The sequence below is a fragment of the Bradyrhizobium sp. SZCCHNR1017 genome, assembly GCF_032381375.1.
Classification (GTDB): Bacteria; Pseudomonadota; Alphaproteobacteria; order Rhizobiales; family Xanthobacteraceae; genus Bradyrhizobium.
Window position 1 is genome coordinate 74167 of record NZ_JAUHIR010000017.1, and the last position, 25688, is coordinate 99854.

Consider the following 25688-nt stretch of genomic DNA (forward strand, 5'->3'; position numbering starts at 1 on the left):
AGCGAAGCAATCCAGGATGGTGGGTGGGACCCTGGATTGCTTCGCTTCGCTCGCAATGACGGGGAGAGGTTTGAGCGAGGCAATTGGCATGGCAGGGTGAGCGCTCCCTCAGGTCACCGGAGCCGGATTGAACAAGGTCAGATCGTTGTGGATGCCCCAGCGGTCCGACCATGGCTTGGTGCGGCCGGAGGCGACGTCGAGGATCAGCTTGAACAACTCCCAGCCGGTTTCCTCGATCGTCATCTCGCCGGTGGCGATGCGGCCGGCGTCGAAGTCGATCAGATCCTTCCAGCGGCGCGCCAGCTCGCTGCGGGTCGCGACCTTGATGACGGGCGCCGCCGCAAGGCCGTAGGGCGTACCGCGGCCCGTGGTGAACACCTGCAAGGTCATGCCGGATGCGAGCTGCAAGGTGCCACAGATGAAGTCGGAGGCCGGCGTCGCCGCGAACAGCATGCCCTTTTGCCTGGCCTTCTCGCCCGGCGCCAGCACGCCGTGGATCGGACCGGAGCCCGACTTCACGATCGAGCCCAGCGACTTCTCGACGATGTTGGCGAGGCCGCCCTTCTTGTTGCCGGGCGTCGTGTTGGCGCTGCGATCGGCGCCGCCGCGCGCGAGATAGGAATCGTACCAGTCCATCTCACGGATCAGCGCGCGGCCGACGTCCTCGTTGATGGCGCGCCGGGTCAGCAATTGGATCGCGTCGCGAACCTCGGTCACCTCCGAGAACATCACGGTCGCGCCCGCGCGCACCAGCAGGTCCGCCGCGAAGCCCACTGCGGGATTGGCGGTCACACCGGAGAACGCATCGCTGCCGCCGCATTGCAGGCCGATGACGAGATCGGACGCCGGGCAGGTCTCGCGCTTGCGCTTGTTGAGGTCGGCGAGGCGGCGATCGGCCTGGGTCATGATGGCGTCGACGATGGCGCCGAAGCCGTCGAACGCTTCGTCCTGCATTCGGACGATCGAGTCTTCAGTGCCTTCCGGCAGCAGCCGCTCCGGCGCGAGCTTCTCGCAGCCGAGGCCGACGACCAGGATCTCGCCGCCGAAATTCGGGTTCAGTGCGAGGTTCTGCAGGGTTCGGATCGGCACCACGGCATCTGGCGCCGTGATCGCGACACCGCAGCCATAGGCGTGGGTGAGCGCGACGACGTCATCGACATTCGGGTACTTCGGCAGCAGCTCGCTCTTGATGCGCTTGATCGCGAATTCGAGCGTCCCCTTGACGCATTGGACCGAGGTCGAGATGCCGAGCACGTTGCGGGTGCCGACCGAGCCGTCGCGATTGCGATAGCCTTCGAAGGTGTAGCCTTCGAGCGGCGGCATTGGCGCCGGCACCGCGGTGGAGATTTCGAGCTGATCGAGGGCAGGGGCCTCAGGCATGTCGATGCGAGCCTCGTCCACCCATTCGCCGGATGCGATCGGCGACTTCGCATAGCCGATGATCTCGCCGTAGCGGACGATCGGCGCGCCCTCGGCGATGTCGACCAGTGCGGTCTTGTGGCCCTGCGGGACGAAGTTCCTCAGCGTCAGGCCATCGGGAAATTTGGTGCCGGCAGGCAGGCCGAAATCGTTCACCACGATCGCGACGTTGTCGCGCGCGTTGAGCTTGATGATGCGGGGCTCCTGGTTGGCGACGACCTGCTGGTTCATGCTGGCTCCGTTCCGCTCCGGTGGGTGGGCAAAGGCGCGGAGCGCCGTGCCCGCCTACTTCCTTCTTTCATCCCCTCTCCCCGTAAGAACGGGGAGAGGGAGTGGACCGTCGATGCGGCCCGTCTGTTAGCTCACGGCGGACGAGGCTCACACCGGGAAGGTGTAGGCCGTCTTCACCGTCGTGTAGAACTCCCGCGCGTAGGAGCCCTGCTCGCGGGCGCCGTAGCTCGAGCCTTTGCGGCCGCCGAACGGGACGTGGTAGTCGACGCCGGCGGTCGGCAAATTGACCATCACCATGCCGGCCTCGCTGTTGCGCTTGAAGTGCGAGGCGTATTTCAGGCTGGTGGTGCAGACGCCGGCCGCGAGGCCGAACTCGGTGTCGTTGGCGATCGCCAGCGCCTCGTCGTAGTTCTTGGCGCGGATGACGCAGGCGACCGGTCCGAAGATCTCCTCGCGGGCAATGCGCATCGCGTTGGTGGCCTCGGTGAACAGCGCTGGCTGCATGTAGAAGCCGGGCGTCTCGCGGTTGAGCAGCTCGCCGCCCCAGGTGAGCTTGGCGCCTTCGTCCTGGCCGATCTTGAGATAGCGCTGATCCTGCTCGAGCTGGTTGGCGTCGACCACCGGGCCGATATGGGTGCCCTGCTTGACGGCGTCATCGACCACGAGGCCCTTGAGCCGCTCGGTCATCGCCGCGACGAACTTGTCGTGGATGCCCTCGGTGACGATCAGGCGCGAGGACGCCGTGCAGCGTTGGCCGGTCGAGAAATAGGAGCCGTTGACACAGGCTTCGACCGCGACCTTGACGTCGGCATCGTCGAGCACGACCATCGGATTCTTGCCGCCCATCTCCAGCTGGAACTTCTTCATCGGGTTCGACAGCACGCAGGCCTGCGCGATCTTGCGCCCCGTGCCGACCGAGCCGGTGAAGGAGATCGCGTGAACATCCGGATGCTCGAGCAGGGTCTGGCCGACCACCGAGCCGGAGCCGACGACGAGGTTGAAGACGCCGGCGGGAAGGCCGGAGCGCGCGATGATCTCGGACAGCGCATGCGCCGAGCCGGGCACCAGCTCCGCCGGCTTGAACACGACCGTGTTGCCGTAGCAGAGCGCGGGCGCGATCTTCCAGGCGGGGATCGCGATCGGGAAATTCCAGGGCGTGATCATGCCGACGACGCCGACGGCCTCGCGGGTGATCTCGACGTCGAGGCCCGGACGGACCGAGGCGCCCTTCTCGCCGGTGAGGCGCAGCGCCTCGCCGGCAAAGAACGCAAAGATCTGGCCGGCACGGGCGACCTCGCCGATGCCCTCCGGCAGCGTCTTGCCCTCCTCGCGCGCCAGCAGGCGGCCGAGCTCTTCCTTGCGCGACAGGATCTCCGCCGAGATCTTGTTGAGCGCGTCATAGCGCTCCTGCGGCGTCGAGCGCGACCAGGCCGGGAAGGCGGCCTTGGCGGCGGCGATCGCCTTCTCGGTCTGCGCCTTGTCGGCCTTGGCGTATTCGCCGACGACATCGTTGGTGTTGGACGGATTGATGTTGCGGGTGACCCCGCTGCCGTCGACCCACTCGCCGGCAATGAAATTCTTGAGGATCGCGTTCATGTTGTTCTCCAGACTTTGCGCGATTGCTCGGACAATCTAACCGATCGCCCCCGTCATCGCACGAGACAGGGGCGCTTGTCGTCGAAGGTCCAGCCGGGGATCAGATACTGCATTGCGACGGCGTCGTCGCGTGCACCGAGCCCGTGGCTCTTGTACAGCGCATTCGCCTTTTCGATGGCGCCGCGGTCAACCTCGACACCGAGCCCGGGTTGCTCGGGCACGGCGATCCTGCCGCCCTTGATCTGCAGCGGCGCCTTGGTCAGCGCCTGGCCGTCCTGCCAGATCCAGTGGGTGTCGATGGCGGTGACCTTGCCCGGCGCGGCGGCGGCCACGTGGGTGAACATCGCCAGCGAAATGTCGAAATGGTTGTTGGAGTGCGAACCCCAGGTCAGGCCATTGTCGCGGCAGGTCTGGGCGACGCGCACCGAGCCCTGCATGGTCCAGAAATGGGGGTCGGCCAAGGGAATGTCGACCGCCCCGAGCCGCAGCGCATGGCTGAGCTGCCGCCAGTCGGTGGCGATCATGTTGGTGGCGGTCGGCAGGCCCGTGGCGCGGCGGAACTCCGCCATGATCTCGCGGCCGGAGAAGCCGGCCTCGGCGCCGCACGGGTCCTCGGCATAGGCCAGGATGCCGTGCATGTCCTTGCACAGCCGGATCGCCTCATCGAGCGACCAGGCACCGTTGGGATCGAGCGTGACCCGCGCCTGCGGGAAGCGCTTCGCGATTGCGGTCACCGCCTCGATCTCGGCCTCGCCTCGGAGCACGCCGCCCTTCAACTTGAAGTCGGCGAAGCCATAGGCCTCGTGCGTCGCCTCGGCGAGCCGCACCACAGCTTCGGGCGTCATCGCCTCCTGATGTCGCAGCGTATACCAGCCGTCCTTCTCGCGCTCGCCGGTGGCGTAGGGCAGGTCGGTCTTCTTGCGGTCGCCGATGAAGAACAGATAGCCGAGCGCCTCGACGGAGGCGCGCTGCTGGCCTTCGCCGAGCAGGGCCGCCACCGGCAGGCCGAGATGCTGGCCGAGCAGGTCGAGCAGCGCGGATTCGACTGCGGTCACCGCATGGATCATGACGCGCAGATCGAAGGTCTGCTTGCCGCGGCCGCCGGCGTCACGATCGGCGAAGGCGGTACGCATCGTGGCGAGGATGGTGTTACAGGCGCCGATGCTCCTGCCCACGATCAGGCTCTTCGCATCCTCCAGCGTCTGCCGGATCTTCTCGCCGCCGGGCACCTCGCCGACGCCAGTGTGGCCGGCATTGTCGGTGAGGATGACGAGGTTGCGGGTGAAGAACGGCCCATGCGCCCCGCTGAGATTGAGCAGCATGCTGTCACGGCCGGCCATCGGAATGACCTCCATGCCGGTGACGACCGGCGCGCCGGAGATTCCGGTGCTGATGGCTGCGTGACTCATGTGCTCCTCCCGGTCTTCTTCCTATCTCCGTCATTCCGGGGCAGCCCGTCAGGGCTGAACCCGGAATCCAGAGATTGGCTTGCGTCTCTTCTTATCCATCAACTCCGAGATTCCGGGTTCAAGGCCTTGCGGCCTTGCCCCGGAATGACAGCAAGATCACTCCGCCGCCTGCTGTGTCGAGACGGCGCCCGGCAGCGCCTTCACCAGCGCCGTCAGCTCCGCCATCTCCTCCGCGGTCAGATCGGTCAGCGGCAGGCGGACAGGGCCGGAATCGCGGCCGATCACCTTCATGCCGGCCTTGATGATCGAGACCGCGTAGCCTTTCTTGCGGTTGCGTATCGCGATCAGCGGCAAAATGAAATCCTTCAATCCGGCATGGATGGTGGCGTGGTCGCGCTTGCGCACTGCGGCATAGAAGTTCGTCGCGAACTCCGGCACGAAGTTGAACACGGCCGAGGAGTAGGTCGTCACGCCCATGTCGAGATAGGGCAGGGCGAAGGTCTCGGCGGTCGGCAGGCCGCCGATATAGGTCAGGCGGTCGCCCATCTTGGTGTAGACACGGGTCATCAGCTCGATGTCGCCGATGCCGTCCTTGTAGCCGACCAGGTTCGGGCAGCGCTCGCACAGCCGTGCCAGGGTGTCCGGCTGCAGGATGGCGTTGTCGCGGTTGTAGACGATGACGCCGATCTTGACCGATTTGCAGACCGCCTCGACATGGGCGGCGAGGCCGTCCTGCTCGGCATGCATCAGATAGGGCGGCAGCAGCAGGAGGCCGTCGGCGCCGGCCTTCTCGGCGCCAATCGCGATCTCGCGCGCGATCGCGGTGCCGTAGCCGGTGCCAGCGAGCACGGGCACGCGGCCCTTGGTCTCGTCGACCGCGACCTTGACCACCTCCGGCACCTCGGCGGCGGTCAGCGAGAAGAACTCGCCGGTGCCGCCGGCAGCGAACAGGCCCGCGACGTCATAGCCGCACAGCCAGTCCATGTTGGCGCGATAGGTGGCCTCGTCGAACGAATAGTCGGCCTTGAACGGCGTCACGGGGAAGGAGAGCAGGCCGCTGCCGATCTTCGCAGCCATTTCCGTCGGGGTCATCTTGCTCATCGCGCGGGTCCTTCACGAATGTCCTTGGGAACGGGCGCGGCCGGCGCCGGCGCGCATTCCCCCGGGCGATGTCGTAGGACCAAGTTCGATGCCGGTCCAAGCCAATGACGGTATCGATTGATGCGGATCAGATATCAATCTTCCGCGTGCTGCACGGCGAGATTGCCGGCCAGCTCGACCAGTGCCGGCAGCAGCGGATTGTCGTGATCGCGCCGCCAGACCAGGAACAGCTCGGCCGGCGTCGGGTTGCGCAGCTTCAGCGGCCGCAGCCGGACATCGGCGATCTTCAGGCTGGAGGCAGCTTCGGGCACGATCGCAAGCCCGAGGCCGGCGCGCACCATCGCCAGGATCGAGTGGATCTGGCTCAGATGCTGCACGTAGCGGGGCAGCACCTCTGCACGCATGAACTGCGACACCAGGAGATCGTGGAAATAGCGCGCCTCGGTCTGCGAATACATGATGAAGTTCTGGCCGTCGAAATCACGGATCGACACGGCCTCGGCGGAGGCGAGACGATGGCGGCGCGGCAGCGCGGCGCAGAGCGGCTCGGCGACGACGCGGCGGGTGGCGAATTCGGGGCGCGCGATCGGCGGCCGCAGCAGGCCGGCGTCGATCTGGCCGGAGGCCAGCGCCTCGATCTGGTCGCCGGAGACCATTTCCTTCAGCGACAGATCGGCTTCTGGAAGCTCGCTGCGGCAGGCGGCGACCAGATCGGGCAGGAAGCTGTAAGCCGCGGCCGCGGTGAAGCCGATCTTGAGCGAGCCGCTCTTGCCGCTGGCAATGCGCTGCGCCACCTGGGCGGCGCTCTCGGCCATTTTCAGGATGCGCCGTGCCTCGGGCAAAAAGCTGCGCCCGGCCGGCGTCAGCTTGACCGAGCGGCTGGTGCGCTCCAGCAGCACCGCATCGATGATGTGCTCCAGCACCTGGATCTGCCGCGACAGCGGCGGCTGCGTCATGTTGAGCCGGATCGCGGCGCGGCCGAAATGCAGCTCCTCGGCCACGGTGACGAAGCAGCGCAGCTGGTTGAGGTCGAACATCGATGCGTCCTCGGCATGGATACGGCGGATTGTGCGGGCTTGGTAGCATCGATTGGGTGCCGTGGGAATGTTGGCGGGATCATCGGCCGCGGCTTGGCAGACGCGCCCAGCTCGGCGGTTCGCATCAGGCGGGGCCACTGCCTGCCGCGCCCGTCATGCGCGGAGCGAAGCGATGATGCAATCCCGAGTCGCCGGCCGCCGTGGTGCCCGCGCACATGTCTGCAATGCAATACGCGCGCGGCGTGCGCCGCGCATCGCCGGCCATGCCGCGGCCGACGACCCCGGCTGCCACCTCGCCAATGCCGAGATCGGCCTGACCGTGCCGGCCAACCGCATCAGGACCTCACTCTATCCTATCGCGGAAATGAATCAGGAAGCTCCGCTGTCCCAAACGTCTGGAACGAGATCTCCTTCTCCGTTGGGGCCAGCTACTGAGCTGCACCTTGCGGGCACGGCACTGCAGTCGGCTGCCCATGGCGAGCGTCAGGTGCCCGCTCACTTGGCGGAAGCAGCAGCGCGGGCATCCGCAATGGCCTGCTTGAAAGCCTGTGCATTGGGGACGCCGGGAATGCGGAAATGGCCGATGATGAAGGCCGGCGTGCCGCGGAAGCCAAGGCCCGTGGCCTGCTCGTGATTGCGCGCGAGCACGGCGTCGATGTCGGCGTGCTTGGCCGCGAGGTCGGCCTTGGCGCGGGTGAGGTCGATTCCGGCGCCGCTGAGCGCCGCATCGACCTTGGCCTCGGACAGCTTCTCATTGAGCGAGATCAGCGCCTCATGGGCCTCGGCGAACTTGTCCTGATATCTCGCCGCCAGGGTGAGGCGTGCCGCGTAGATCGAGGCGCCGCCGAAGATCGGCCAATCCTTGAAGACGAGACGGACGTGACCGTCGTCGCGAACCACCTTGGCGAGCTCCGGGCTGATCTTGCGGCAATAGGGGCATTGATAGTCGAAATACTCGACGATCGTGATGTCGCCCTCGGCGTTTCCGACGGCAGGGATGGCGGGATCGTGCAGGATGCGCGCTTCGCTCAGAATGTCGGTGTCGTCGTCCTCGGCGCGAGCCTGGATCGGCAGGATGGCCGCAGTCAACAGCAGCAGCATGGCGATCGATGCGGCAAAGGTCTTCGTGGTCATGACTTGTCGTTCTCCTGATGAGGGATGGTCGATGCGGTGTCGATGGCGTCCAGCACGGTCTGCGGCGTCAGCAGTTCGGGGAGCAGGATGCCGTTGGGAGCTCCGGGGCCGAACACGACGTTGAACGGCAGGCCGTAGCGGCCAAAGGATCGGAGATAGGCCGCGATCGCGTCGCTGGGCGAGGTCCAGTCCGCCTTGACGGCAACGACACCCGACGCGAGTCGGCTGCGCACGGCCGTGCTGTCGAGCACGAGCTTCTCGTTGACCTTGCAGGTGACGCACCAGCTGGCGCCGATGTCGACGAAGACCGTGTGACCGGCCCGCACCTGCGCCGTGATCTCGGCGGGCACCAGCGGCTGCCAGGCGATTCCGGCGGGCCGGCTTGCGCCGTCCGGCTGCTTGACGGAGGTGGCGGCGATCAGCGCCAGTCCGATCGTGCCGGCGAGGCCGGCTCCGGCGATCGTTCGCCGCAACGGAAAACGGAGCGACGCCATGATCAGAGCGGGGACGAGCAGCGCAGCGGCGAGGACGGCCGCAGTCGAGGGGCCACTGATGTCGGCGAGCACGATCAGCAGCCATAGCGCGGTCGCCGCCATCGCGAGCGCTGCAAGCACGCGCAGCTTCAGCATCCAGCGGCCGGGCCGCGGGAAGAGTGCGGCGAGGCCTGGCGCCGCGGCCAGAGACAGATATGGCGCAGCCATGCCGAGCCCGAGCGTGGTGAACACCAGCAGGATTTGCGGCGCGGCCTGCGACAGCGCAAAAGCGACGGCGGTCCCGACGAACGGCGCGGAGCACGGTGTGGCCAGCAGCGTCATGACGAAGCCGTTGATGGCATGACCTGCCATCGTCCTGTGGCTCGCGGCGTTGCCAAGGCGGCCGGCGATCCACCACGGCAGGCTGATCTCGAACAGGCCGAGCAGGTTGGCACCGAACGCCGCGAGCACGATGATCATCGCGATGAGGAAAGCGGGCTGCTGAAACTGCAGGCCCCAGCCGACCTCGGCGCCCGCGGCCTTGAGTGCGGAGAGGACGGTGGCAAGTGTCACGAACGAGGCGACGATGCCGGCCGCCGTCGCCAGGAATGCCCGGCGCGGCGAGGGCGCCTGTGCGGGATCGTGATCGACCAGCGAAACGAGCTTCAGCGACAACACCGGAAACACGCAGGGCATGAAGTTGAGGATGAAGCCGCCGAGCAGGGCCACGCCGAGCATGGTCCAGAGCGATGCCGCCGAAGGACGCGGTGCCGGTGTGGCTGCTTTGGCCGCAGAAGCGTCAGCAGCTTCATCGGCATCCACCGGAAGCATGGCCTCGATCGATCGGTCGCCATCGACCAGGGTGACCCGCAGGCGTTGTCCCGGACCGGCCTGATCGAGGCCTTGCACCGGCACGGTGATCCGTACGCCGCCGTCCGACATCGGGCTCACCTGGGGACGGCCGCCGGACACGGCATCGTTCCCATCAAGGAAGACGTCGGGCGCGTGCAGTGGCGGCGTCGCATGCGCCTCGAGCTGCAGATGCGGCTTTGGTTGTCGATCGATGCGCAACGCCGTGATGGAGAGCCCGGGCGAGCTCGCGCGGGGGACGCTCTGCCGCCATTCGTCGATCAGCGCCTGATCGTTCGGCCGGTGCGAGACGGCGGGGATGTCGGCCTCGAGATGGGCCTCCTGCTGGGTGCAGATGACCGAGCAGACGAACAGCACCGTTTTCAGCGTGAGATGTGCGGGCGCCGCTCCATCCTCGAGCCGCACGCGCAACGGAAACAGCACGTGCTCGGCGTAGCCGAACGTGTCGATATCCTGCTCGCTGAAGCGGCTCGGCGCCGGCCATTCGACGGTGACATCGGCGACGTTGCGTGAGCCGCTCCAGTCGAATTCGGGTGGCGCGCCGGCATCGCCGGGCGAGCGCCAATAGGTGTGCCAGCCTGCATCCAGCCTGACATCCAGTCCGGCCCATGCCGCGGCCGGGCCGCCGTCTGCTCGCGTGACGCCGCCGACCAGCAGGCGCGTGTCGACGTTCGCCTGAGGGTGCAACTCGCCCGCGACAGCGGTCGTCGCCGCAAGATGGAGCAGGCCGAGCAGCCATGCGAGCCGGCCAAGATGACGGATGGACATGATGATCTCCCGCGCGCTGATCGTGCATTGCGGTGGCAGTTGCGCTGCGCGACCCGGCGCAAGGCGCGCCTGGCAATGGGCACCTTAAGCCGACCTGCACGACGCACGATCGATGGTGGATATTCGTCCGCTCAAGTCACGACGTTACGCGGCCCGTAAGCCGATGACGACGGAAGGATCAGGCGTGGCGACAGGGGGGACGGTAGGGCGAGGACGCGTCGCATTGCGTTGTCAGCGCCTCGTCATAGGGGCGCCAGGACAGCGTCCGGGAGGCGGCAACCGGCTGTGCCGCCGCACTGTCGCTCGCCGGGACGGCGGTCAGACCAGCCGCGGCAAACGGACACGTGTTGATCATGCCCGGGACGACGGCCTTCCTGCAGGGCTTGGGCGCGCTCGTGGTCGTTCGGGACCATTGGTGCGCACCGGCGCCGGCGTCTGCCGTTGCAACCTCGAACGTTCCGAGCAGAGGCGCCAGACTCAAGACGAGCACGATCAGCGCCGCTATCAGGCGGCGTGTCATCGCTGGCATCTCGAAATCAGCACGCCTCATCTTGGATCAACTTCTCCAGCTTGGACTGGTCGCGCAGACCGGCCGCTCCTGGCAACTGACATCTTCGTGACACCGCGAGCTCGCGGCCAAGCCGGCATCGCGTGAGCAAAGCGAGTGGTTCTCAAAGTACGTTGATCGGTACCTTCAGGAATGTCTTTCCCGTCGCGTCCGCGGGAGGCAGATGTCCGGCGCGGATGTTGACCTGAAGTGATGGAATGATCAGGCGCGGCATGCCGAGCGTCTTGTCGCGGGCCTCGCGGAGCGCGACGAACTCGTTCTCGGTCATCCCGTCTCGCGCGTGGATGTTGTGGAGCCGCTCCTCGCCGACGGTCGTTTCCCAGCGCACCGCGCGGCCGTCGGGGGCATAGTCATGACACATGAACAGCCGGGTCTCGCGCGGCAGCGTCTCAAGGATCTTCCGGATCGAGCGGTACAGCGTGTGCGCATTGCCGCCTGGAAAATCGGCCCGCGCCGTTCCCCCGTCCGGCATGAACAAGGTGTCGCCGACGAAAGCGGCATCGCCCATCACATGTGTGGCACAGGCCGGCGTATGGCCCGGCGTGTGCATCACGAAGGCCGTCATCTGTCCCACCTGATAGGTGTCGCCATCCTTGAACAGCCGGTCGAACTGGCTGCCGTCGCGGCGAAATTCCGTGCCCTCGTTGAAGACCTTGCCGAAGGTCTCCTGCACGGTCAGGATATGTTCGCCGATGCCGATCTTGCCGCCGAGCTTGTCCTGGATGTAGGGCGCAGCGGAGAGATGGTCGGCATGCGCATGCGTTTCGATCAGCCACTCCGGCCTGAGGCCGTTGATCTTCACGTAGTCGATCAGCATGTCGGCGGAGCGGGTGCTGATGCGGCCGGCTGCGTAGTCGATGTCGAGGACGGGATCGACGATCGCGCAGGACGGCGATGACGGGTCCTTCACCACGTAGCTGATCGTGCTGGTGTCAGGATCGAAGAATCCGGCCACCTTCGGCTGCACGCCGAGATCGATTGGATAGGACATGGCTGCTGCTCCACGATTTGGCTCCGGGGCGGCATCGCCGCCCACGCCCCGTTTTGTCGTCCAGAACGGTCTAAGACGTCGGATTGGACTTCGTTCCGCAGGTATTGATGCCGAGCATCGCGTAGGGCGGGCACCAGCCGATCAGTGCGGTGCCCAGCGGGATCAGGCCCAGAAGGCCCCACAAGGTCTGCGGCCCCACGACCGTGAGACTGAGGATGGCGAGTCCGACGATGATCCTGAGCAGCCGGTCAATCTTGCCAATGTTCTGTGTCATGTCGCGCTCCCCTTTGGCTTGCGATGATGCGGACGATAGAGCGGGACATTGCGCGGGTATGTAACTAAGTCACCAAGAGACGCCGGTTCCTAGCCATGCTGGGCCAGCTGGACGAGCGCCGGTCTGTCGGTGATCTCGACGATTCCGCGAGCCATTCGCAACCAGCCGCGCCGCGCGAATTCATTGAGCTGGCGGCTGATGACCTCGCGTGCGCTGCCGAGCTCGTTGGCGAGCTCCTGATGCGTTGCAGCGATCTGCTGCTTCGCCCCGGCGAGATCCAGAAGCTTCTGCGCGAGCCGCGCATCGATCCGCTCGAACGCGACTTCCTCGATGATGCGGAAAAGATTGGTGACGCGGCGGCTGAACGCGGTGAAGACGAACTGGCGGAATTCGCGCGAGCTGGCGATCAGCCGGTCGAACAGCGCGCGCGGGATCGCCACGGCGCGGATCCGGGTCTCCGCGATGCCCTCGGCCTGGTATTCCTCGTAACCCATTAGGCAGGCCGTGGTCAGCGCGCAGCTCTCGCCTGCCTGGACGCGGTAGAGCACGATCTCGCGGCCGGACTCGGACGTCTGCTGCACGCGGATGGTCCCGTCCAGCAGCAGCAGGAAGGAGTCCGGCGCCTGGCCGGGGCCGAAAATCCGGCTGCCTTCCGGAAGTTCGACAATCAGGCTGGCCTCGCGCAACTGCGCGAAGATCTCCTCCGGCAATTGCCGCAACGGCGGGAAAGCGAGCGTCCAGTCCTGCTTCGACGGCATCACGATATCCGGCTGCGCCACATCGGCGTCGTCCAGACTTGCCATAGGATCGCGCGTGGGTCGAGGGACGGGATCTGCCCCCCGTCCCCAATCTTCGGCACCACGAGAGAGCTCGCATGGACTCCGGCAGCGCGTTGCCTTGCAACCGATCGGCGTCTCACGCATGCGCGGCCGTTGCAGGTGGGCCAGACCAAAAGGTTGCCGCACCTGCCGGCAGAGCAAGGCCCGCACACTCTCGGACCGCGCCTTTCCTCGCTCTTTGCTCTTAGCTCTTGGTGCTTGCCGTCTTGTCGAGCGCCGCCCGCAAACCCTTGGCGAGCTTGATCGCATCATCGTTCGCCCAGAAGTGCATGAAGAAGAGGCGGGGGTGTTCGTCCAGCATGTGACTATGCAGCGCCGTGACCTCGATGCCGTGGGCACGGAGCGTCCGGATCACGGGGTTCACCTCCTCCCCGCTCAGCACGAAGTCACCGGTGACGGCGGCTTTGCCTGCGCCGGTCGGCTGGAAGTTGATGCCCGTCGCGACGCCCATCGCCGCGACGGGAGACAAGGATAGTCCGCCCTCGACGATGGGATCGCGTCGCGGCACGCTGAACTGATAGACTCCGCCATTGGCCTGTCCTTTGACCGCCAGGATCTGATCGAGCTGTGCCGTGTCGAGATCGATGGCCGGCGGCGGCGTGGTCGGCGACGCCGCAACCGTCAACGGTGTCTTGCTGTCGGCGAGGGCGTCGCGGATGGCGGACGCGAGTTTGACCGGATCTCCGTGACCGACGACATGCATGTAGGACGTTGCTGGGCTCGCGCGGAGCAGATGGTTGTGCACGGCGCTGATTTCGAGTCCGCCGGCGATCATCTTCGCCATCACCGGGTTGACCTCGGATTCCAGCAGGACGAGATCGCCCATGATCATGGTGCCGCCATGCGCCGGCTTGAACGCGACCCAGCCGCCGAGCGCGAGCGCCGGCCTGATGGTTACGCCGTCCAGGGTCACCGCGAGATCGGTGCGCGGGAAGCCGTACCGGCGGACGTCTCCCGCCACGGACGGCTTCCGGCCCAATGTCTCGTCGACCTTCTGCCAATCGATGTCCTGTGCGCGCGCCGTCGAGACGATCGGCCCGGCGCCGTGTGCGAGGAGGCAGGCGCCGAGGCCCAACAGACTCCAGATCGTGCTTCTCATCGTTCGCTCCTTTTGGTCTGGCACTCCCCCATGTTCCGTCGCAGCGTGTTCTCAGATGGCGCCCGAAAAGCGCATCAGGATGCCCGCGATGCACGAGGCGGCGAGCACGACGAGCATTCCCACGTTGAAGCGGAAAATGGCCGTGGCGGCCGCAACCGACAGGACAACGGCCGGCAGGTCGATGCTCATCGGCCGGGGCGCGTCGAATGACAGTCCGAATCCCTGGATCGGAAAGGTCTCGCGGAAGAGGGTGTGCAGCGCGAACCAGATCGAGAGATTGAGAATCACGCCGACGACGGCGGCGGTGATGGCCGAGAGCGCGCCGCCGAGCGCCTTGTTTCCCCGCAACGCCTCGATGTAGGGCGCGCCGACGAAGATCCAGAGAAAGCAGGGCGCGAACGTCACCCACGTCGCCAGCAGTCCGCCCAGCGTGCCTGCGAGCATGGGAGACAGCCCGCTCGCTCCGCGGAACGCGGCCATGAAGCCCACGAACTGGACGACCATGATCAAGGGACCGGGAGTCGTCTCCGCCATGCCGAGGCCGTCGAGCATCTCGCGCGGAGCAACCCAGTGATAGTACTCCGCGGCCTGTTGCGCGACGTAGGCGAGCACGGCGTAGGCGCCGCCGAACGTCACCATCGCCATCTTGCTGAAGAAGATCGCGATCTGGCCGAAGACGTCGTTCGGCCCGAGCAGGATCAGCAGTGCGAAGACGGGGACGAGCCAGATCGCGAGCCAGACGGCCGCCACGCGCAGCGTGCGCGAAGCGCTCGGACGGACGTGATCCGGCACGGCCTCGCCGAGCATGCTGTCGATCGCGCCGGCGCTCTTGCCGCCGTGCTCGAGGGCTGCGAACTCCGGCCGGCCGAGGCGGGCTCCGACGAAGCCGATGACTCCGGCAGCAATGATGATGATCGGAAACGGCGCGCGGAAGAAGAAGATCGCGACGAAGGCTGCGGCCGCCAGTCCGATCATGATCCGATTGCGCAGCGCGCGCTTGCCGACGCGGACGACGGCCTGGATCACGATCGCCAGCACGGCCGCCTTGAGGCCGAAAAACAAGGCTTCGATGACGCCGACATTGCCATAGGCCGCATAGATGTAGCTGAGGCCCATGATGGCGAAAATGCCGGGCAGAATGAAAAGTGTGCCCGCAACGATGCCGCCGGTGGTCCGGTGCAGCAGCCAGCCGATATAGGTCGCAAGCTGCTGCGCCTCGGGTCCCGGCAGCAGCATGCAGTAGTTCAGGGCGTGCAGGAATCGGCTCTCCGAGATCCAGTTCTTCTCCTCGACGAGGATGCGATGCATGACCGCGATCTGGCCGGCGGGGCCGCCGAAACTCAGACAGGCCACCCGGATCCACACGAGAAGCGCGTCGTTGAAGGAGATGCCATGGGCGTGCTCGGCCGCAACCGGCTTCCGCGATGCTACGAGGTCCGTCATGACTTCACCTTGCTGGACGGCCAGTTGTGCGCCTCCTTCGTGGCGTCGCGGCACCAGCGGTAGAAGGCATCATAGAGCAGCAGCCCCGCGCTCAACTGCTCCAGATCGTCGTCGTACATTCGCGACAGCCCGAGTGAAGCGGCAAGGAGGCCGGGAGCCTCGGGCGAGAGATCAAGTCGCGCCGTATCCGCGGCCCGCACCAGCGTGGCGAGTCGTTCCAAGGGCGGTGTCCGCAGACCGAGCTCCTCGACCATGACGTCGAAGGTGCAAAGCTCGCCGCGGTGGCTCCAGAAGACATTCTCGATGTCGAAGGGAGTGGCTTGGAAACGCTCGGCGACGGCTTCGACTTCGGCCGGCGTCACGAACAGGAAGACCGCTGCAGGGTCGACGAAGCGACGGATCAGCCATGGACAGGCGATGCGGTCGATCTTGGGACGTGATCGCGTGACCCAGACGGTGCGGCCGCGGTCGTCCCTCGCGGGAATCCTGTCTGCGGGCACGGTCGGGAGTTGGGACTCCGTCCAGCCGACGTGGCCGCCCTCGAGGACCTCGGCTGCGACGTTGCTGCACCGGAGCCAGGCCGCGGTGCCTTCGCTCAGCTTCTTGCCTTTCTGGCAGATCACGACAACCGATTGGCCGGTGAAGCTCGGTGCCCATTGCTGGACGTCGAGATGGGAGCGCCTGACGGCGCCGGGGATGAGGCGTGGGTCGGCGGCGAAATCCTCGTCGACACGCACGTCGACGAGCCGTGGCGAGGTCGCCGTGCCGATCAGTCGAGACAATTTTTCGGGTGAGATCGAGGTGTATGATGATGACATGCTGCGCCCTTGGTGACCAGGACGCGATTCTTGGGCATGTCGCCTCGCGGGGAGATCGCACATCCCCGTGCCGCAGAATAAAGCGCTCGATTGTTCGGCTGTCAACCCATCCCTGTGCTGGAACGATCGGGGACCGCCGCGGTCGCCATTGGGGTCGACCCGCCTCAGATCAGCAGGGGCAGCTGGGCTTCCACTGCGATTGCGATGTCTTGCTGCTGCAAGGATGACAGCGAGACGCCGAGGAGCCGCACCGGCTTGGCCAGGGGCATCTCGCTCTGAAGGAGCGCGACGGACAAGCGTGCCAGATCCTCCCGGCTCGCGACCAGGTTGGCGATGGACCTGCTGCGTGTGATGATTTCGAAGTCCGCGAACTTGACCTTCAGCGTGACCGTCCGGCCCCTGTTGCCGCTGGTTTCGCAATGCTGCCAGACCTTGTCGATCAGCGGCTGCAGCTCCGCCAGCATCGGCTCGAAGTCGGTCAGGTCGGTCGAGAAGGTGTTTTCGGCGCCGACTGATTTGCGGATGCGATTGGCTCGGACCGGGCGATTGTCGATGCCGCGCGAGATCCAATAGTAGTGGTGGCCGGCCTTGCCGAAGTGCTGCTGGAGGAAGGGCAGGGTCTGGTTGCGGATGTCGAGCCCGGTATGAATTCCGAGCGCGTTGAATTTCGCTGCGGTCGCCGGGCCGATGCCGTGAAACCTGCCGACCGGCAGCCCCTCCACAAAGGCCGGACCCATCTCCGGCGAAATGACGTATTGCCCATTGGGCTTGCGATGGTCCGAGGCCAGCTTGGCGAGGAACTTGTTGTAGGAGACTCCCGCGGAGGCATTGAGCCCGGTCTCGGCCTTGATCTTGGCCCGGATCTGCAAGGCGATGTCGCGTGCCAGCGGGATGCCTTGCAGGTTTTCGGTGACGTCCAGATAGGCCTCGTCCAGCGACAGAGGTTCGATGATCGGCGTGTGCTCGGCGAAGATGGCGCGGATCTGCTGGCTGATGGCCTTGTAGACCTCGAAGCGCGGCTTGACGAAGATCAGGTGCGGGCACTGGCGCTTTGCCGTCACCGACGGCATGGCCGAGCGCACGCCGAACGCCCGAGCCTCGTAGCTTGCGGCTGCCACCACGCCGCGCTCGCGCGATCCCCCGACGGCCACGGGCTTGCCGCGCAGCTCGGGATTGTCCCGCTGCTCGACCGACGCGTAGAATGCATCCATGTCGATGTGGATGATCTTGCGAATGGCCGTCGGCGCGCCATCCTGTTCCGGACCGGAGCTTGGCATGGCCAAGCTCTATCAGAGCGCGGCGATGAAGTCTGCACAGCCAAGTGCTGGCTGCCAACAACGTCCCTTACAAAGACGTTGCGACGTCTGTCTCCCTCGGCCTTCAATCGGCGACGACGGAAGCACGCTCATGAGCAAAGGGATCGCCGACCGTGATCGAGACGAAGCTGCGCAGCCGGGACCTGTCGTCAAAGCCGCTCACGACGTCGCGACCATGGGCCTGAAGCAGCTGTGATGTTCGAGCTCACTTTCCTGGGGACCTCGGCGAGCGTTCCGTCGGCGGACCGCAATCATCCCGGCCTTCTCGTTCGAGCAGGCCGGCATCGCATTCTCGTCGATTGCGGCGAGGGGACCCAGCGTCAGCTGCTCCGCAGTGGGGCAGGCTTTCGCCGGCTCGATCGGATCCTGCTCACCCACGGCCATTTCGACCATGTCCTCGGCATTCCCGGGCTGTTTTCCACCCTGCGGCTGCGCAGGAGCGCTGACATCATGCGCGTCCACGGCGGCCCCGAGACGCTCGATGTGGTGGTCCGAATGCTCGCAGGGCTGTGGGGCGAGGGCTGCGCGCCGATCTCGCTCGAGCTCGTTCCGCTCAGGCGCGGGGAGGTTCTCGACGCCGGCGAGTTTACGACCAACTGCTTTCCCGTCCGGCACCGCGAGACCGACAGCTTCGGCTTTGCATTTGTGAGTCGAGCGCGCCGCCATCTGAAGCCAGATCGTCTGGCAGCGCTCGCGGTGCCTGATGGGCCCGTGCGGAAGGCATTGGCGGAGGGCCGGCCGGTCACGCTGGAGGACGGCCGAACCATCGATCCCGAGGATGTTCTGGGGCCTCCGCAGGGGGCGAAGAAGCTCGTCATCGCCGGCGATGCGGAAACGACCGAGGGTCTGCACGAGCACGTCCGCGACGCGGACATGCTCGTGATCGAGGCGACCTTCCTCCGGCGCGATACCGCCATGGCTCGCGACTACGGCCACCTGACGGCCGCGGAGGCCGCCGGGCTTGCGGCGTCCAGCAACGTCAGGCAGCTCGTCCTGAACCACATTTCCGGCCGCTATCCCGACGAGGAGATCCTCGCCGAGGCGCGGGAGATCTTTCCTGACAGCCGTGTCGCGATCGATTTCGACCAGCTGGTGGTCTAGCGGCTCGCTTCGGGCACGTCTGCTACGTCGCCCCTGAGCCGCTCTGCAAACGGCTCTGGGCGAACGTGATGTACCAGTCGAGGCAACCGGGATTGGCCATCGCATCGCGGTTGATGACCTTGTCGAGCGGCTGCCCGAGCAGGAGCTTCTTGATCGGGAGCTCCTGCTTCTTGCCGGAAAGCGTGCGCGGAATCTCGGCAACCGCGAAGATGTCGTCAGGCACGAAGCGTCGCGACAGGCTGGCTTCCACTGCCATGTTGATCTTCCGCTTCATCGCCGCATCGAGCGCGACGCCGTCGCGCAGCACCACGAACAGCGGCATGTAGCTGTCTCGGCCGAGATATTCGAGATCGACGACCAGCGAATCCAGGATCTCCGGCAGCGCTTCGATGGCCGAGTACAATTCGCTCGTCCCCATGCGCAGCCCGTGGCGATTGATGGTCGCGTCGCTGCGGCCATAGATCACGCAGGAGCCGTCCGGATCGACCTTGAGCCAGTCGCCGTGCCGCCAGACCGGCCCGCCCCCGCGCGTCTCGAAGGCGTCGAAATAGCTCGCGAGATAGCGGACGTTCCCCGCGTCGTTCCAGAACCGCAGCGGCATCGACGGCATCGGCGCGGTGCAGACGAGCTCTCCGACCTCGCCGATGACAGGCTTGCCCTGGTCGTTGAAGGCCTCGACCGCTGCTCCGAGCACGCGGCACTGCATCGTTCCGGGCACCTGCGGCAATTCGCGGTTGCCGCCGATGAAGGCGCCGGCGAAATCGGTGCCGCCCGAGATGTTGGCCCACCACATTTGCGCCTGCGCCCGGCTGCCATTGACCTGCGACAGCGCCGCGAACCGCTGATCGAACCAGGCCTGCGTGTCGGCGCTGAGCGGCGAGCCGGTGGACCCGAGGCAACGCAGACGGGACAGATCGCCCGCGTCGGTCAGGTTGATCTCCGCCTTGACGCAGCTCGCGAAGAACGCCGCGCCCGCACCGAAGAAGGTGGATTTCGAATTCGCCACGAAGCGCCACAGCGTGGTCCAGTCCGGACGATCCTTCGGCCCGGCGGGGCTGCCGTCGAAGACGCAGCACGTGGTCCCGTTCAGGAGCGCGCCGACCTGGTTGTTCCACATGATCCAGCCGGTCGAGCTGTACCAGTGATAGCGCTCGCCGAACGAATTGGGCTGATAGGAGCAGCCGATGTCGTTGTGCAGCCCGAGCAGGGCGAGCGTGACGATGATGATGCCGCCGTGACCATGCACGATCGGCTTCGGCAGCCCGGTGGTGCCGCTCGAGTAGACGATCCAGAGCGGATGATCGAACGGAAGCCATTCCGGCTCGAAGGCATCGACGCCAGGGCTCGTTCTTGCCAGAACGTCCGAGAGACGAACCCCGCCGCTCACCGGCGCGCCGGCATCGTCACTGTGCAGGATGACGTGGCCGAGTGTCGGCAACGACCGGCGCAGCTCCTCGATGACACCGCGGCGATCGTGCCGGCGGCCGGCATAGGTGACCGCATCGCAGGCGATCAGCACCTTGGGTTCGATCTGCTTGAACCGGTCGATCACGGCGGGCGCGGCCATGTCGGGGGCGCAAACGCTCCAGATCGCGCCAATGCTCGCCGAAGCGAGAAACGCGATGATGGCTTCGGGTATATTGGGCAGATAGGCGGCGACCCGGTCGCCGGGCGCTATGCCTTGCTCGCGCAGATGCAGCGCCAGGGCGGCTGCCTTTCGCCGGAGCTCGGGCCAGGTCGTCTCCGTGAGCCTGCCGTCCTCGTGACTGCTGATGATCGCAGGCAGGGCCGCAGCATCGGCGGCTTCGACGTGACGAAAGACTTGCTGGGCGTAGTTGACCGAAGCGCCCGGAAACCAGACCGCTCCCGGCATCGTGCGCTTGCCCAGGACGGTCGAAAACGCGGTCGGCGACTGCAGGTCATAATAGTCCCAGATGCTGCGCCAGAAGCCGTCGAGGTCGCGGATGGACCATTGCCGCATCTCCTCGAAGTTCTCGAAGTGGAGGCCGCGATTGTCCCTCAGCCATTGCCGATAGAGAGCCATTTGCGGGACGTAGGGAGCTATCATCATTCGTTCCGGCTTGTTTGCATGGTACGGCCAGGAGACGCCAAGAGGCGCTCATTTCGACTTCTGCTTCCGCCGCTTGTAGAGCGCGTTGAAGCCCCCGGCCATGAAGGTCACGAACCGCTCGCGGACCGCGGCGAAATCGTCGGACTTGCACAGGCCGCCGGACAGGCGGTCGATCCGGCCGGTCCGTGACAGGATCAGCGAGTAGGCGCCGGAGGTGAACTGGAAGCTCCAGAACAGGTCCTCAGGCGTGGCGTCGGGCAACGCCTTCTGCAGCAGCCCGATGAGACGCAGCACCATGGGATCGAGATAGGTGTCCATCATCTCCACGCCATAGCCCGGCGCGTTGGCGACCTGTGCGAAGATGCGGCCGAAGTGTCGCCAGTTGTCCTCTTCGTTGACGTAGACGTCGAACGCGCCGTCATAATAGGCGCGCAGCGCGCCTTCAACGGTCGGACGATCTCCGACCTTGGCCTCGTAGGCATCCAGCCCGGCCGTGCGCACCGTGACAGCATATTCCATGCGGCGTTCGAACACGGCATCGAACAACGCCCTCTTGCCCTCGAAGTAGTAATGGATCAGCGCGGGATGGATGCCCATCCTGTCGGCCACATCCTTGATCGTCACGCCGAAATAGCCGAGCTGCGCGAACAGCTCCTCGCTGGTGTCGAGGATCAACTTCACCGTCGTCGCGCGCTGTTCCGCGCGCGTGCGGCGTCCCTCGGATTTCGGCTGTGCTGGCATGCTCTCCGTGGTCCCTGATCGGCGCAGACAGGAACGGCGCCGTTGGTGTTCGACGATGAGGGGGTGGGCGCGCCCGGTCAAGCAGGACTTCGGGCTTCCAACATTTTCATTTAGTGCTAAATGAATGAACTTGACCGCCGGCCGGTCGGACGGTAGGTCTCGGAGACCTGATGGAAAACGGTCGACGATCGGGCGGCGGCCAACGCGCTGCCAGTCTCGTCGTGCGCGGACATCATCAAAGAGAATCGGCTGGCCATGGATCAGCCGCTCACGGGAGGACACATGACACGGATCGCGTCGACGGCGGCTGCCGTGCTGATGCTCGGCGTGGCGCTTTCAGCCCCGGCGTTCGCGCAGAAGAAATACGACGTCGGCGCCACCGACACCGAGATCAAGATCGGCCAGACGAACCCGCTCAGCGGGCCGGCTTCCGCTTTCGGAGCCATCGGCAAGGCGGAAGCGGCCTATATCCGCATGATCAACGAGCAGGGCGGCGTCAACGGGCGCAAGATCAACCTCATCCAGTATGACGACGCCTACAGCCCGCCGAAGACCGTCGAGCAGGTGCGCAAGCTGGTCGAAAGCGACGAGGTGCTGACCACGTTCCAGATCATCGGCACGCCGCCGAACGCTGCGGTCCAGAAATATCTGAACGGCAAGGGCGTTCCGCAGCTTCTGGCGGGAAGCGGAGCGTCCCGCTTCACCGATCCCAAGAACTTTCCGTGGACGATCTCCGCCAACCCGAACTACCAGTCGGAAGCGCACATCTACGCCAGATATATCCTGGAGAACCATCCGAACGCGAAGATCGGCATCCTGTATCAGAACGACGACCTCGGCAAAGACTACGTCAAGGGGCTGAAGGACGGGCTCGGCCCCAAGGCCGGCATGATCGTGAAAGAGATGTCCTACGAGCTGTCCGATCCGACGATCGATTCCCAGCTGGTGACGCTCAAGGCCTCAGGTGCCGATCTGTTCTACAACATGTCGACGCCGAAATTCGCGGCGCAATCGATCAGGAAGGCCGCCGAGCTTGGCTGGAAGCCCGTCCACATCCTGGAGGTCAACGCGACGGCGGTCGGTCAGGTGCTCGTGCCCGCAGGCCTCGAGAATGCCAGGGACATCATCTCGGTCGCCTACGGCAAGGATCCGCTCGATCCGCAATGGGCCGATGACGAGGGCATGAAGCGCTACAAGGCGTTCATGGCGAAATACGCGCCCGGCGAGGACGCCAACAGCGGCTTTGCGACCTATGGCTACTCGACGGCGGCCCTGCTCGTCCACATTCTCAGGCAATGCGGCGACGAGCTGACGCGCGCCAACATCATGAAGCAGGCGACCAGCATCAAGGGCTTCGTTCCCGATCTCGGGCTGCCGGGGATGTCGGTGACGACAACTCCCGATGACTACCGTATCAGCAAGCAATTCCAGATGATGAAATTCGACGGTCAGCGCTGGATCATATCGGGTCCGATTCTGACCGACGACGTCAAGGCGGACTAATCCTCTCATCGGCCATGGCCTGACCGAGCGCCGCTTGCGCGCCAGGATACCCCGCTGTCTCTCCGTCACCCGCGCCGGCCGGCGCCGAAAACTGAACTCTGTCCGTCGGAGCGCCGCTCATGACCAGTGAAGCCGTCCGCCGCCGTCGGGGCTTCGATCCTGCGGCGCTTGCGGCGATCGGCCCGGCACTCGCCGAATTCGTCGATCGCGGCGAGCTCGCAGGCATCGTGTCTCTCACCTCGCGCGGCGGCGAGGTCGTTCACGCCGAGACGATCGGCTGGCGCGATGTCGAAACCAGGAGCCCGATGCGCCCGGATACGTTGTTCCGGATCGCGTCGATGACCAAGCCGATCACCTCGGTGGCGGCGATGATGCTGGTCGAGGAAGGCAGGATCGCCTTGGCGGACCCGATCTCCCGCTGGATTCCGGAGCTCGCCGATCTGCGGGTGCTGCGCGACGCCGCCGGCCCGCTCGACGAGACCGTGCCCGCCCGGCGCGCGATCACCATCGAGGATCTGCTCACGCACCGCTCGGGCATCGCCTACGCGTTCTTCTCGGAAGGCCCGTTGAAGGTCGCCTATGAGCGCACGCTCGGTGATCCCGCGATGAACCGGTCGACGCCCGACGAATGGCTCGCGGCGCTCGGCACGCTGCCGCTGGCGTATCAGCCCGGCGACTGCTTCCACTACGGTCATTCGACCGACGTGCTCGGCTTCCTGATCGGCCGGGTCGCAGGCAGGCCGCTTCGGCAGGTGCTACAGGAGCGCATCTTCGCGCCGCTCGGCATGGTCGACAGCGATTTCTGGTTGCCGCACGCCAAGCGAGATCGTTTGGCGAGCCTGTACGGACATGACGAGACGGCGGGGCGGCTCGCGAAGGTCGAGCCGGTCATGTATGACGAGCCGCCGGCCTATACGCCGGGCGGCGGCGGGCTGATCTCGTCCGCGCCCGATTATCATCGGTTCGCGCGCATGCTGCTCGGAGGCGGCGAGCTGGACGGCGTCAGGCTGTTGCGGCCCGAAACCGTCAACCTGATGCGCACCAACCGGCTGATCGACGCGCAGCGCCAGATTCCCTTCGCCGGCATGCCGCTGTGGCAGACCTGCGGATTTGGGCTCGGGCTTGCGATCGTCGAGGATGCCGCCGGCAATCCCTATGCCTGTGGCGCACCGGGCACGATCACCTGGCCGGGCATCTTCGGCACCTGGTGGCAGGCCGATCCCGTCAATGACCTGATCATGATCTATCTGATTCAGCATCACGTGCCGGTCTCGGCGGGAACAGGGGCCACGATTGCCACTGGGCGCGGTGCTGCCGGCCGCCGTGCTCTTCCTGTCTATCAGCGTGGAACCTACGCCGCGCTGTCCCAGCTTGCGGAACAAGCGACATGAACGGGGCAGCGCTTGTCACCCCCCGGATGCCCGGCGGGTTCGTCCAATATGTGGACGCCAACATTCCGCCGAATGAAACGTCCGATCGGCGGCGGGCGGCCTGTCCTCCACATTGCCGGAGCTGCAACTGGCGTTCACGTCATGCCGAGCTTGTCATCCGGCCGTTATTCTGCTCAGTGCTTCTTCAAATTGCGCGATCATGCGTATCGATCGACTGAAGTCGACAGCCAGCGAGGAAACAAGACTATGCGCAAGTTAACTTTAGCCATTGCCCTGATCGTCCCTATGCTCGGTCATGCCGCGCAGGCCGAAGACACCGTCAAGATCGGCTATATCGATCCGCTGTCCGGCGGCGGCGCCAGCATCGGCGAGGGTGGCCTGAAGACGTTCCAATACCTGGCCGACGAGCTCAACGCCAAGGGCGGCATTCTCGGCCACAAGGTCGAGATCGTGCCGTTCGACAATAAGACCAATCCGCAAGAGAGCCTGATCCAGGCCCAGAAGGCGATCGACGCCGGCGTCCGCTACATCACGCAAGGCAACGGATCATCCGTCGGGCTCGCGCTGGAGGATTTCGTCAACAAGCACAACACGCGCAACCCCGGCAAGGAAGTGCTGTACTTCAACTATGCCGCCGTCGATCCGAGCATGACCAACGAGAAATGCAGCTACTGGCATTTCCGCTGGGACGCCAGCTCGGACATCAAGATGGAGGCGCTCACCAACTACATGAAGGACATCTCTTCCATCAAGAAGGTGTATCTGATCAATCAGGACTATTCGTTCGGCCAGTCGGTCCGCAGCGATGCGCGCAAGATGCTGGCGGCGAAGCGACCCGATGTCCAGATCGTCGGCGACGAGCTGCATCCGCTGCTGAAGATCACGGACTTCTCGCCCTACATTGCCAAGATCAAGGCGTCCGGTGCCGACAGCGTCATCACCGGCAATTGGGGCCAGGACATCGCGCTGCTGCTCAAGGCCGCCGCGGATGCCGGCCTGAAGGTCAACTGGTACACTTATTATGCGGGCGGCGCCGGCGGCCCGACCGCCATCAAGCAGACGGGCCTGGATCATCAGGTCTTCCAGCTGACGGAAGGCTTCGCCAATTCGGGCCATCAGGCTGCGATGGACTACGAGAAGGCGTTCCGCGCCAAGGTCAACATGTCGCTGTGGTATCCGCGGGCGGTCAACGAGATGCGCATGTTCAAGGCGGCGGCCGAGAAGGCCAACTCCATCGATCCGGTGAAGGTCGCGGCCGCGCTCGAGGACCTCAAGCTCGAGGTGCTGGATGGCGGCACCGGCTTCATGCGCAAGGATGATCACCAGTTCTTGCAGCCGATCTACGTCTCGTCCTTCGGCAAGCTCGCGGCGAACGAGACGTTCGACGAGGAGAACACCGGCTGGGGATGGCACCTGGTCTCCAGGGTCGATACGCCCCAGGCCATGGTGTCGACGACGTGCAAGATGGCGCGGCCGTAACGATCCGCGCCGGCTT

The 25688-nt window shown here is 65.5% G+C and carries 22 protein-coding genes; 5 read left to right on the forward strand and 17 right to left on the reverse strand.

Annotated features, from left to right (window positions below; translation table 11 throughout):
- Positions 1-108: 108 nt before the first annotated feature.
- From garD to dinB, 15 genes are all read right to left on the reverse strand, one after another.
- A complete protein-coding gene (garD, locus tag QW863_RS30235; RefSeq protein WP_315713557.1) occupies positions 109-1650 on the reverse strand; it encodes a galactarate dehydratase in 1542 nt (513 codons plus the stop codon).
- A 147-nt stretch (positions 1651-1797) separates the two neighbouring features.
- Positions 1798-3246 (reverse strand): aldehyde dehydrogenase family protein, encoded by a 1449-nt coding sequence (locus tag QW863_RS30240; RefSeq protein WP_315713556.1) that lies wholly within the window; start codon positions 3244-3246, stop codon positions 1798-1800.
- A gap of 53 nt (positions 3247-3299) precedes the next feature.
- Positions 3300-4655: a glucarate dehydratase gene (gene gudD, locus QW863_RS30245; protein ID WP_315713555.1), complete on the reverse strand. Its 1356-nt coding sequence runs from the start codon at positions 4653-4655 to the stop codon at positions 3300-3302.
- Between the two features lie 156 nt (positions 4656-4811).
- A complete protein-coding gene (kdgD, locus tag QW863_RS30250) occupies positions 4812-5756 on the reverse strand; it encodes a 5-dehydro-4-deoxyglucarate dehydratase (RefSeq protein ID WP_315713554.1) in 945 nt (314 codons plus the stop codon).
- Positions 5757-5890: 134 nt separating this feature from the next.
- Positions 5891-6793, reverse strand: a complete 903-nt coding sequence (locus QW863_RS30255) for a LysR substrate-binding domain-containing protein (RefSeq protein WP_315713553.1) — start codon at positions 6791-6793, stop codon at positions 5891-5893.
- A gap of 495 nt (positions 6794-7288) precedes the next feature.
- Complete coding sequence (locus tag QW863_RS30260) at positions 7289-7927, reverse strand: DsbA family protein (protein ID WP_315713552.1); 639 nt, start codon at positions 7925-7927, stop codon at positions 7289-7291.
- Entirely contained in the window at positions 7924-10038 is a 2115-nt protein-coding gene (locus QW863_RS30265) for a protein-disulfide reductase DsbD family protein (protein WP_315713551.1), read from the reverse strand. Before QW863_RS30265 ends, QW863_RS30260 begins: the two co-directional genes overlap by 4 nt.
- 178 nt (positions 10039-10216) lie before the next feature.
- Positions 10217-10558, reverse strand: coding sequence for a hypothetical protein (locus QW863_RS30270; RefSeq protein WP_315713550.1), 342 nt, complete (start codon positions 10556-10558; stop codon positions 10217-10219).
- A 151-nt stretch (positions 10559-10709) separates the two neighbouring features.
- The gene (locus QW863_RS30275) at positions 10710-11597 is read right to left on the reverse strand and encodes an MBL fold metallo-hydrolase (RefSeq protein ID WP_315713549.1); all 888 of its coding nucleotides are present in this window, start codon (positions 11595-11597) and stop codon (positions 10710-10712) included.
- A gap of 70 nt (positions 11598-11667) precedes the next feature.
- A complete protein-coding gene (locus QW863_RS30280; protein ID WP_315713548.1) occupies positions 11668-11871 on the reverse strand; it encodes a DUF2892 domain-containing protein in 204 nt (67 codons plus the stop codon).
- Positions 11872-11960: 89 nt separating this feature from the next.
- Positions 11961-12629: a Crp/Fnr family transcriptional regulator gene (locus QW863_RS30285; RefSeq protein ID WP_315713659.1), complete on the reverse strand. Its 669-nt coding sequence runs from the start codon at positions 12627-12629 to the stop codon at positions 11961-11963.
- 265 nt (positions 12630-12894) lie between these two features.
- Positions 12895-13809, reverse strand: coding sequence for a DUF1259 domain-containing protein (locus QW863_RS30290; RefSeq protein WP_315713547.1), 915 nt, complete (start codon positions 13807-13809; stop codon positions 12895-12897).
- Positions 13810-13860: 51 nt separating this feature from the next.
- Complete coding sequence (gene chrA, locus QW863_RS30295; RefSeq protein ID WP_315713546.1) at positions 13861-15252, reverse strand: chromate efflux transporter; 1392 nt, start codon at positions 15250-15252, stop codon at positions 13861-13863.
- The gene (locus QW863_RS30300) at positions 15249-16070 is read right to left on the reverse strand and encodes a sulfurtransferase/chromate resistance protein (protein ID WP_315713545.1); all 822 of its coding nucleotides are present in this window, start codon (positions 16068-16070) and stop codon (positions 15249-15251) included. Before QW863_RS30300 ends, chrA begins: the two co-directional genes overlap by 4 nt.
- Before the next feature lie 164 nt (positions 16071-16234).
- On the reverse strand, positions 16235-17347 hold the full coding sequence (gene dinB, locus QW863_RS30305; protein WP_315713544.1) for a DNA polymerase IV: 1113 nt from the start codon (positions 17345-17347) through the stop codon (positions 16235-16237).
- On the opposite strand from dinB, the gene QW863_RS30310 reads away from it, so the two are divergent.
- Together QW863_RS30310 and QW863_RS30315 are read left to right on the forward strand one after the other, a co-directional pair.
- Complete coding sequence (locus tag QW863_RS30310) at positions 17346-17582, forward strand: hypothetical protein (RefSeq protein ID WP_315713543.1); 237 nt, start codon at positions 17346-17348, stop codon at positions 17580-17582. The two genes, dinB and QW863_RS30310, sit on opposite strands and share 2 nt — an antisense overlap.
- Positions 17582-18487: an MBL fold metallo-hydrolase gene (locus QW863_RS30315; RefSeq protein ID WP_315713542.1), complete on the forward strand. Its 906-nt coding sequence runs from the start codon at positions 17582-17584 to the stop codon at positions 18485-18487. The genes QW863_RS30310 and QW863_RS30315 overlap by 1 nt, the downstream gene beginning before the upstream one ends.
- A gap of 22 nt (positions 18488-18509) precedes the next feature.
- On the opposite strand, the gene QW863_RS30320 is transcribed toward QW863_RS30315, so the two are convergent.
- Positions 18510-20555 carry an acetoacetate--CoA ligase gene (locus QW863_RS30320; protein ID WP_315713658.1) on the reverse strand — a complete coding sequence of 682 codons (2046 nt, stop codon included), beginning with the start codon at positions 20553-20555 and terminating at the stop codon, positions 18510-18512.
- 51 nt (positions 20556-20606) lie between these two features.
- A complete protein-coding gene (locus tag QW863_RS30325; protein WP_315713541.1) occupies positions 20607-21299 on the reverse strand; it encodes a TetR/AcrR family transcriptional regulator in 693 nt (230 codons plus the stop codon).
- A 282-nt stretch (positions 21300-21581) separates the two neighbouring features.
- Between QW863_RS30325 and QW863_RS30330 the strand changes: the two genes are divergently transcribed.
- From QW863_RS30330 to QW863_RS30340, 3 genes are all read left to right on the forward strand, one after another.
- Positions 21582-22802 carry an ABC transporter substrate-binding protein gene (locus tag QW863_RS30330; protein ID WP_315713540.1) on the forward strand — a complete coding sequence of 407 codons (1221 nt, stop codon included), beginning with the start codon at positions 21582-21584 and terminating at the stop codon, positions 22800-22802.
- Between the two features lie 119 nt (positions 22803-22921).
- A complete protein-coding gene (locus QW863_RS30335) occupies positions 22922-24193 on the forward strand; it encodes a serine hydrolase domain-containing protein (protein ID WP_315713539.1) in 1272 nt (423 codons plus the stop codon).
- A 246-nt stretch (positions 24194-24439) separates the two neighbouring features.
- The gene (locus tag QW863_RS30340; protein WP_315713538.1) at positions 24440-25672 is read left to right on the forward strand and encodes a branched-chain amino acid ABC transporter substrate-binding protein; all 1233 of its coding nucleotides are present in this window, start codon (positions 24440-24442) and stop codon (positions 25670-25672) included.
- Positions 25673-25688: the final 16 nt, after the last annotated feature.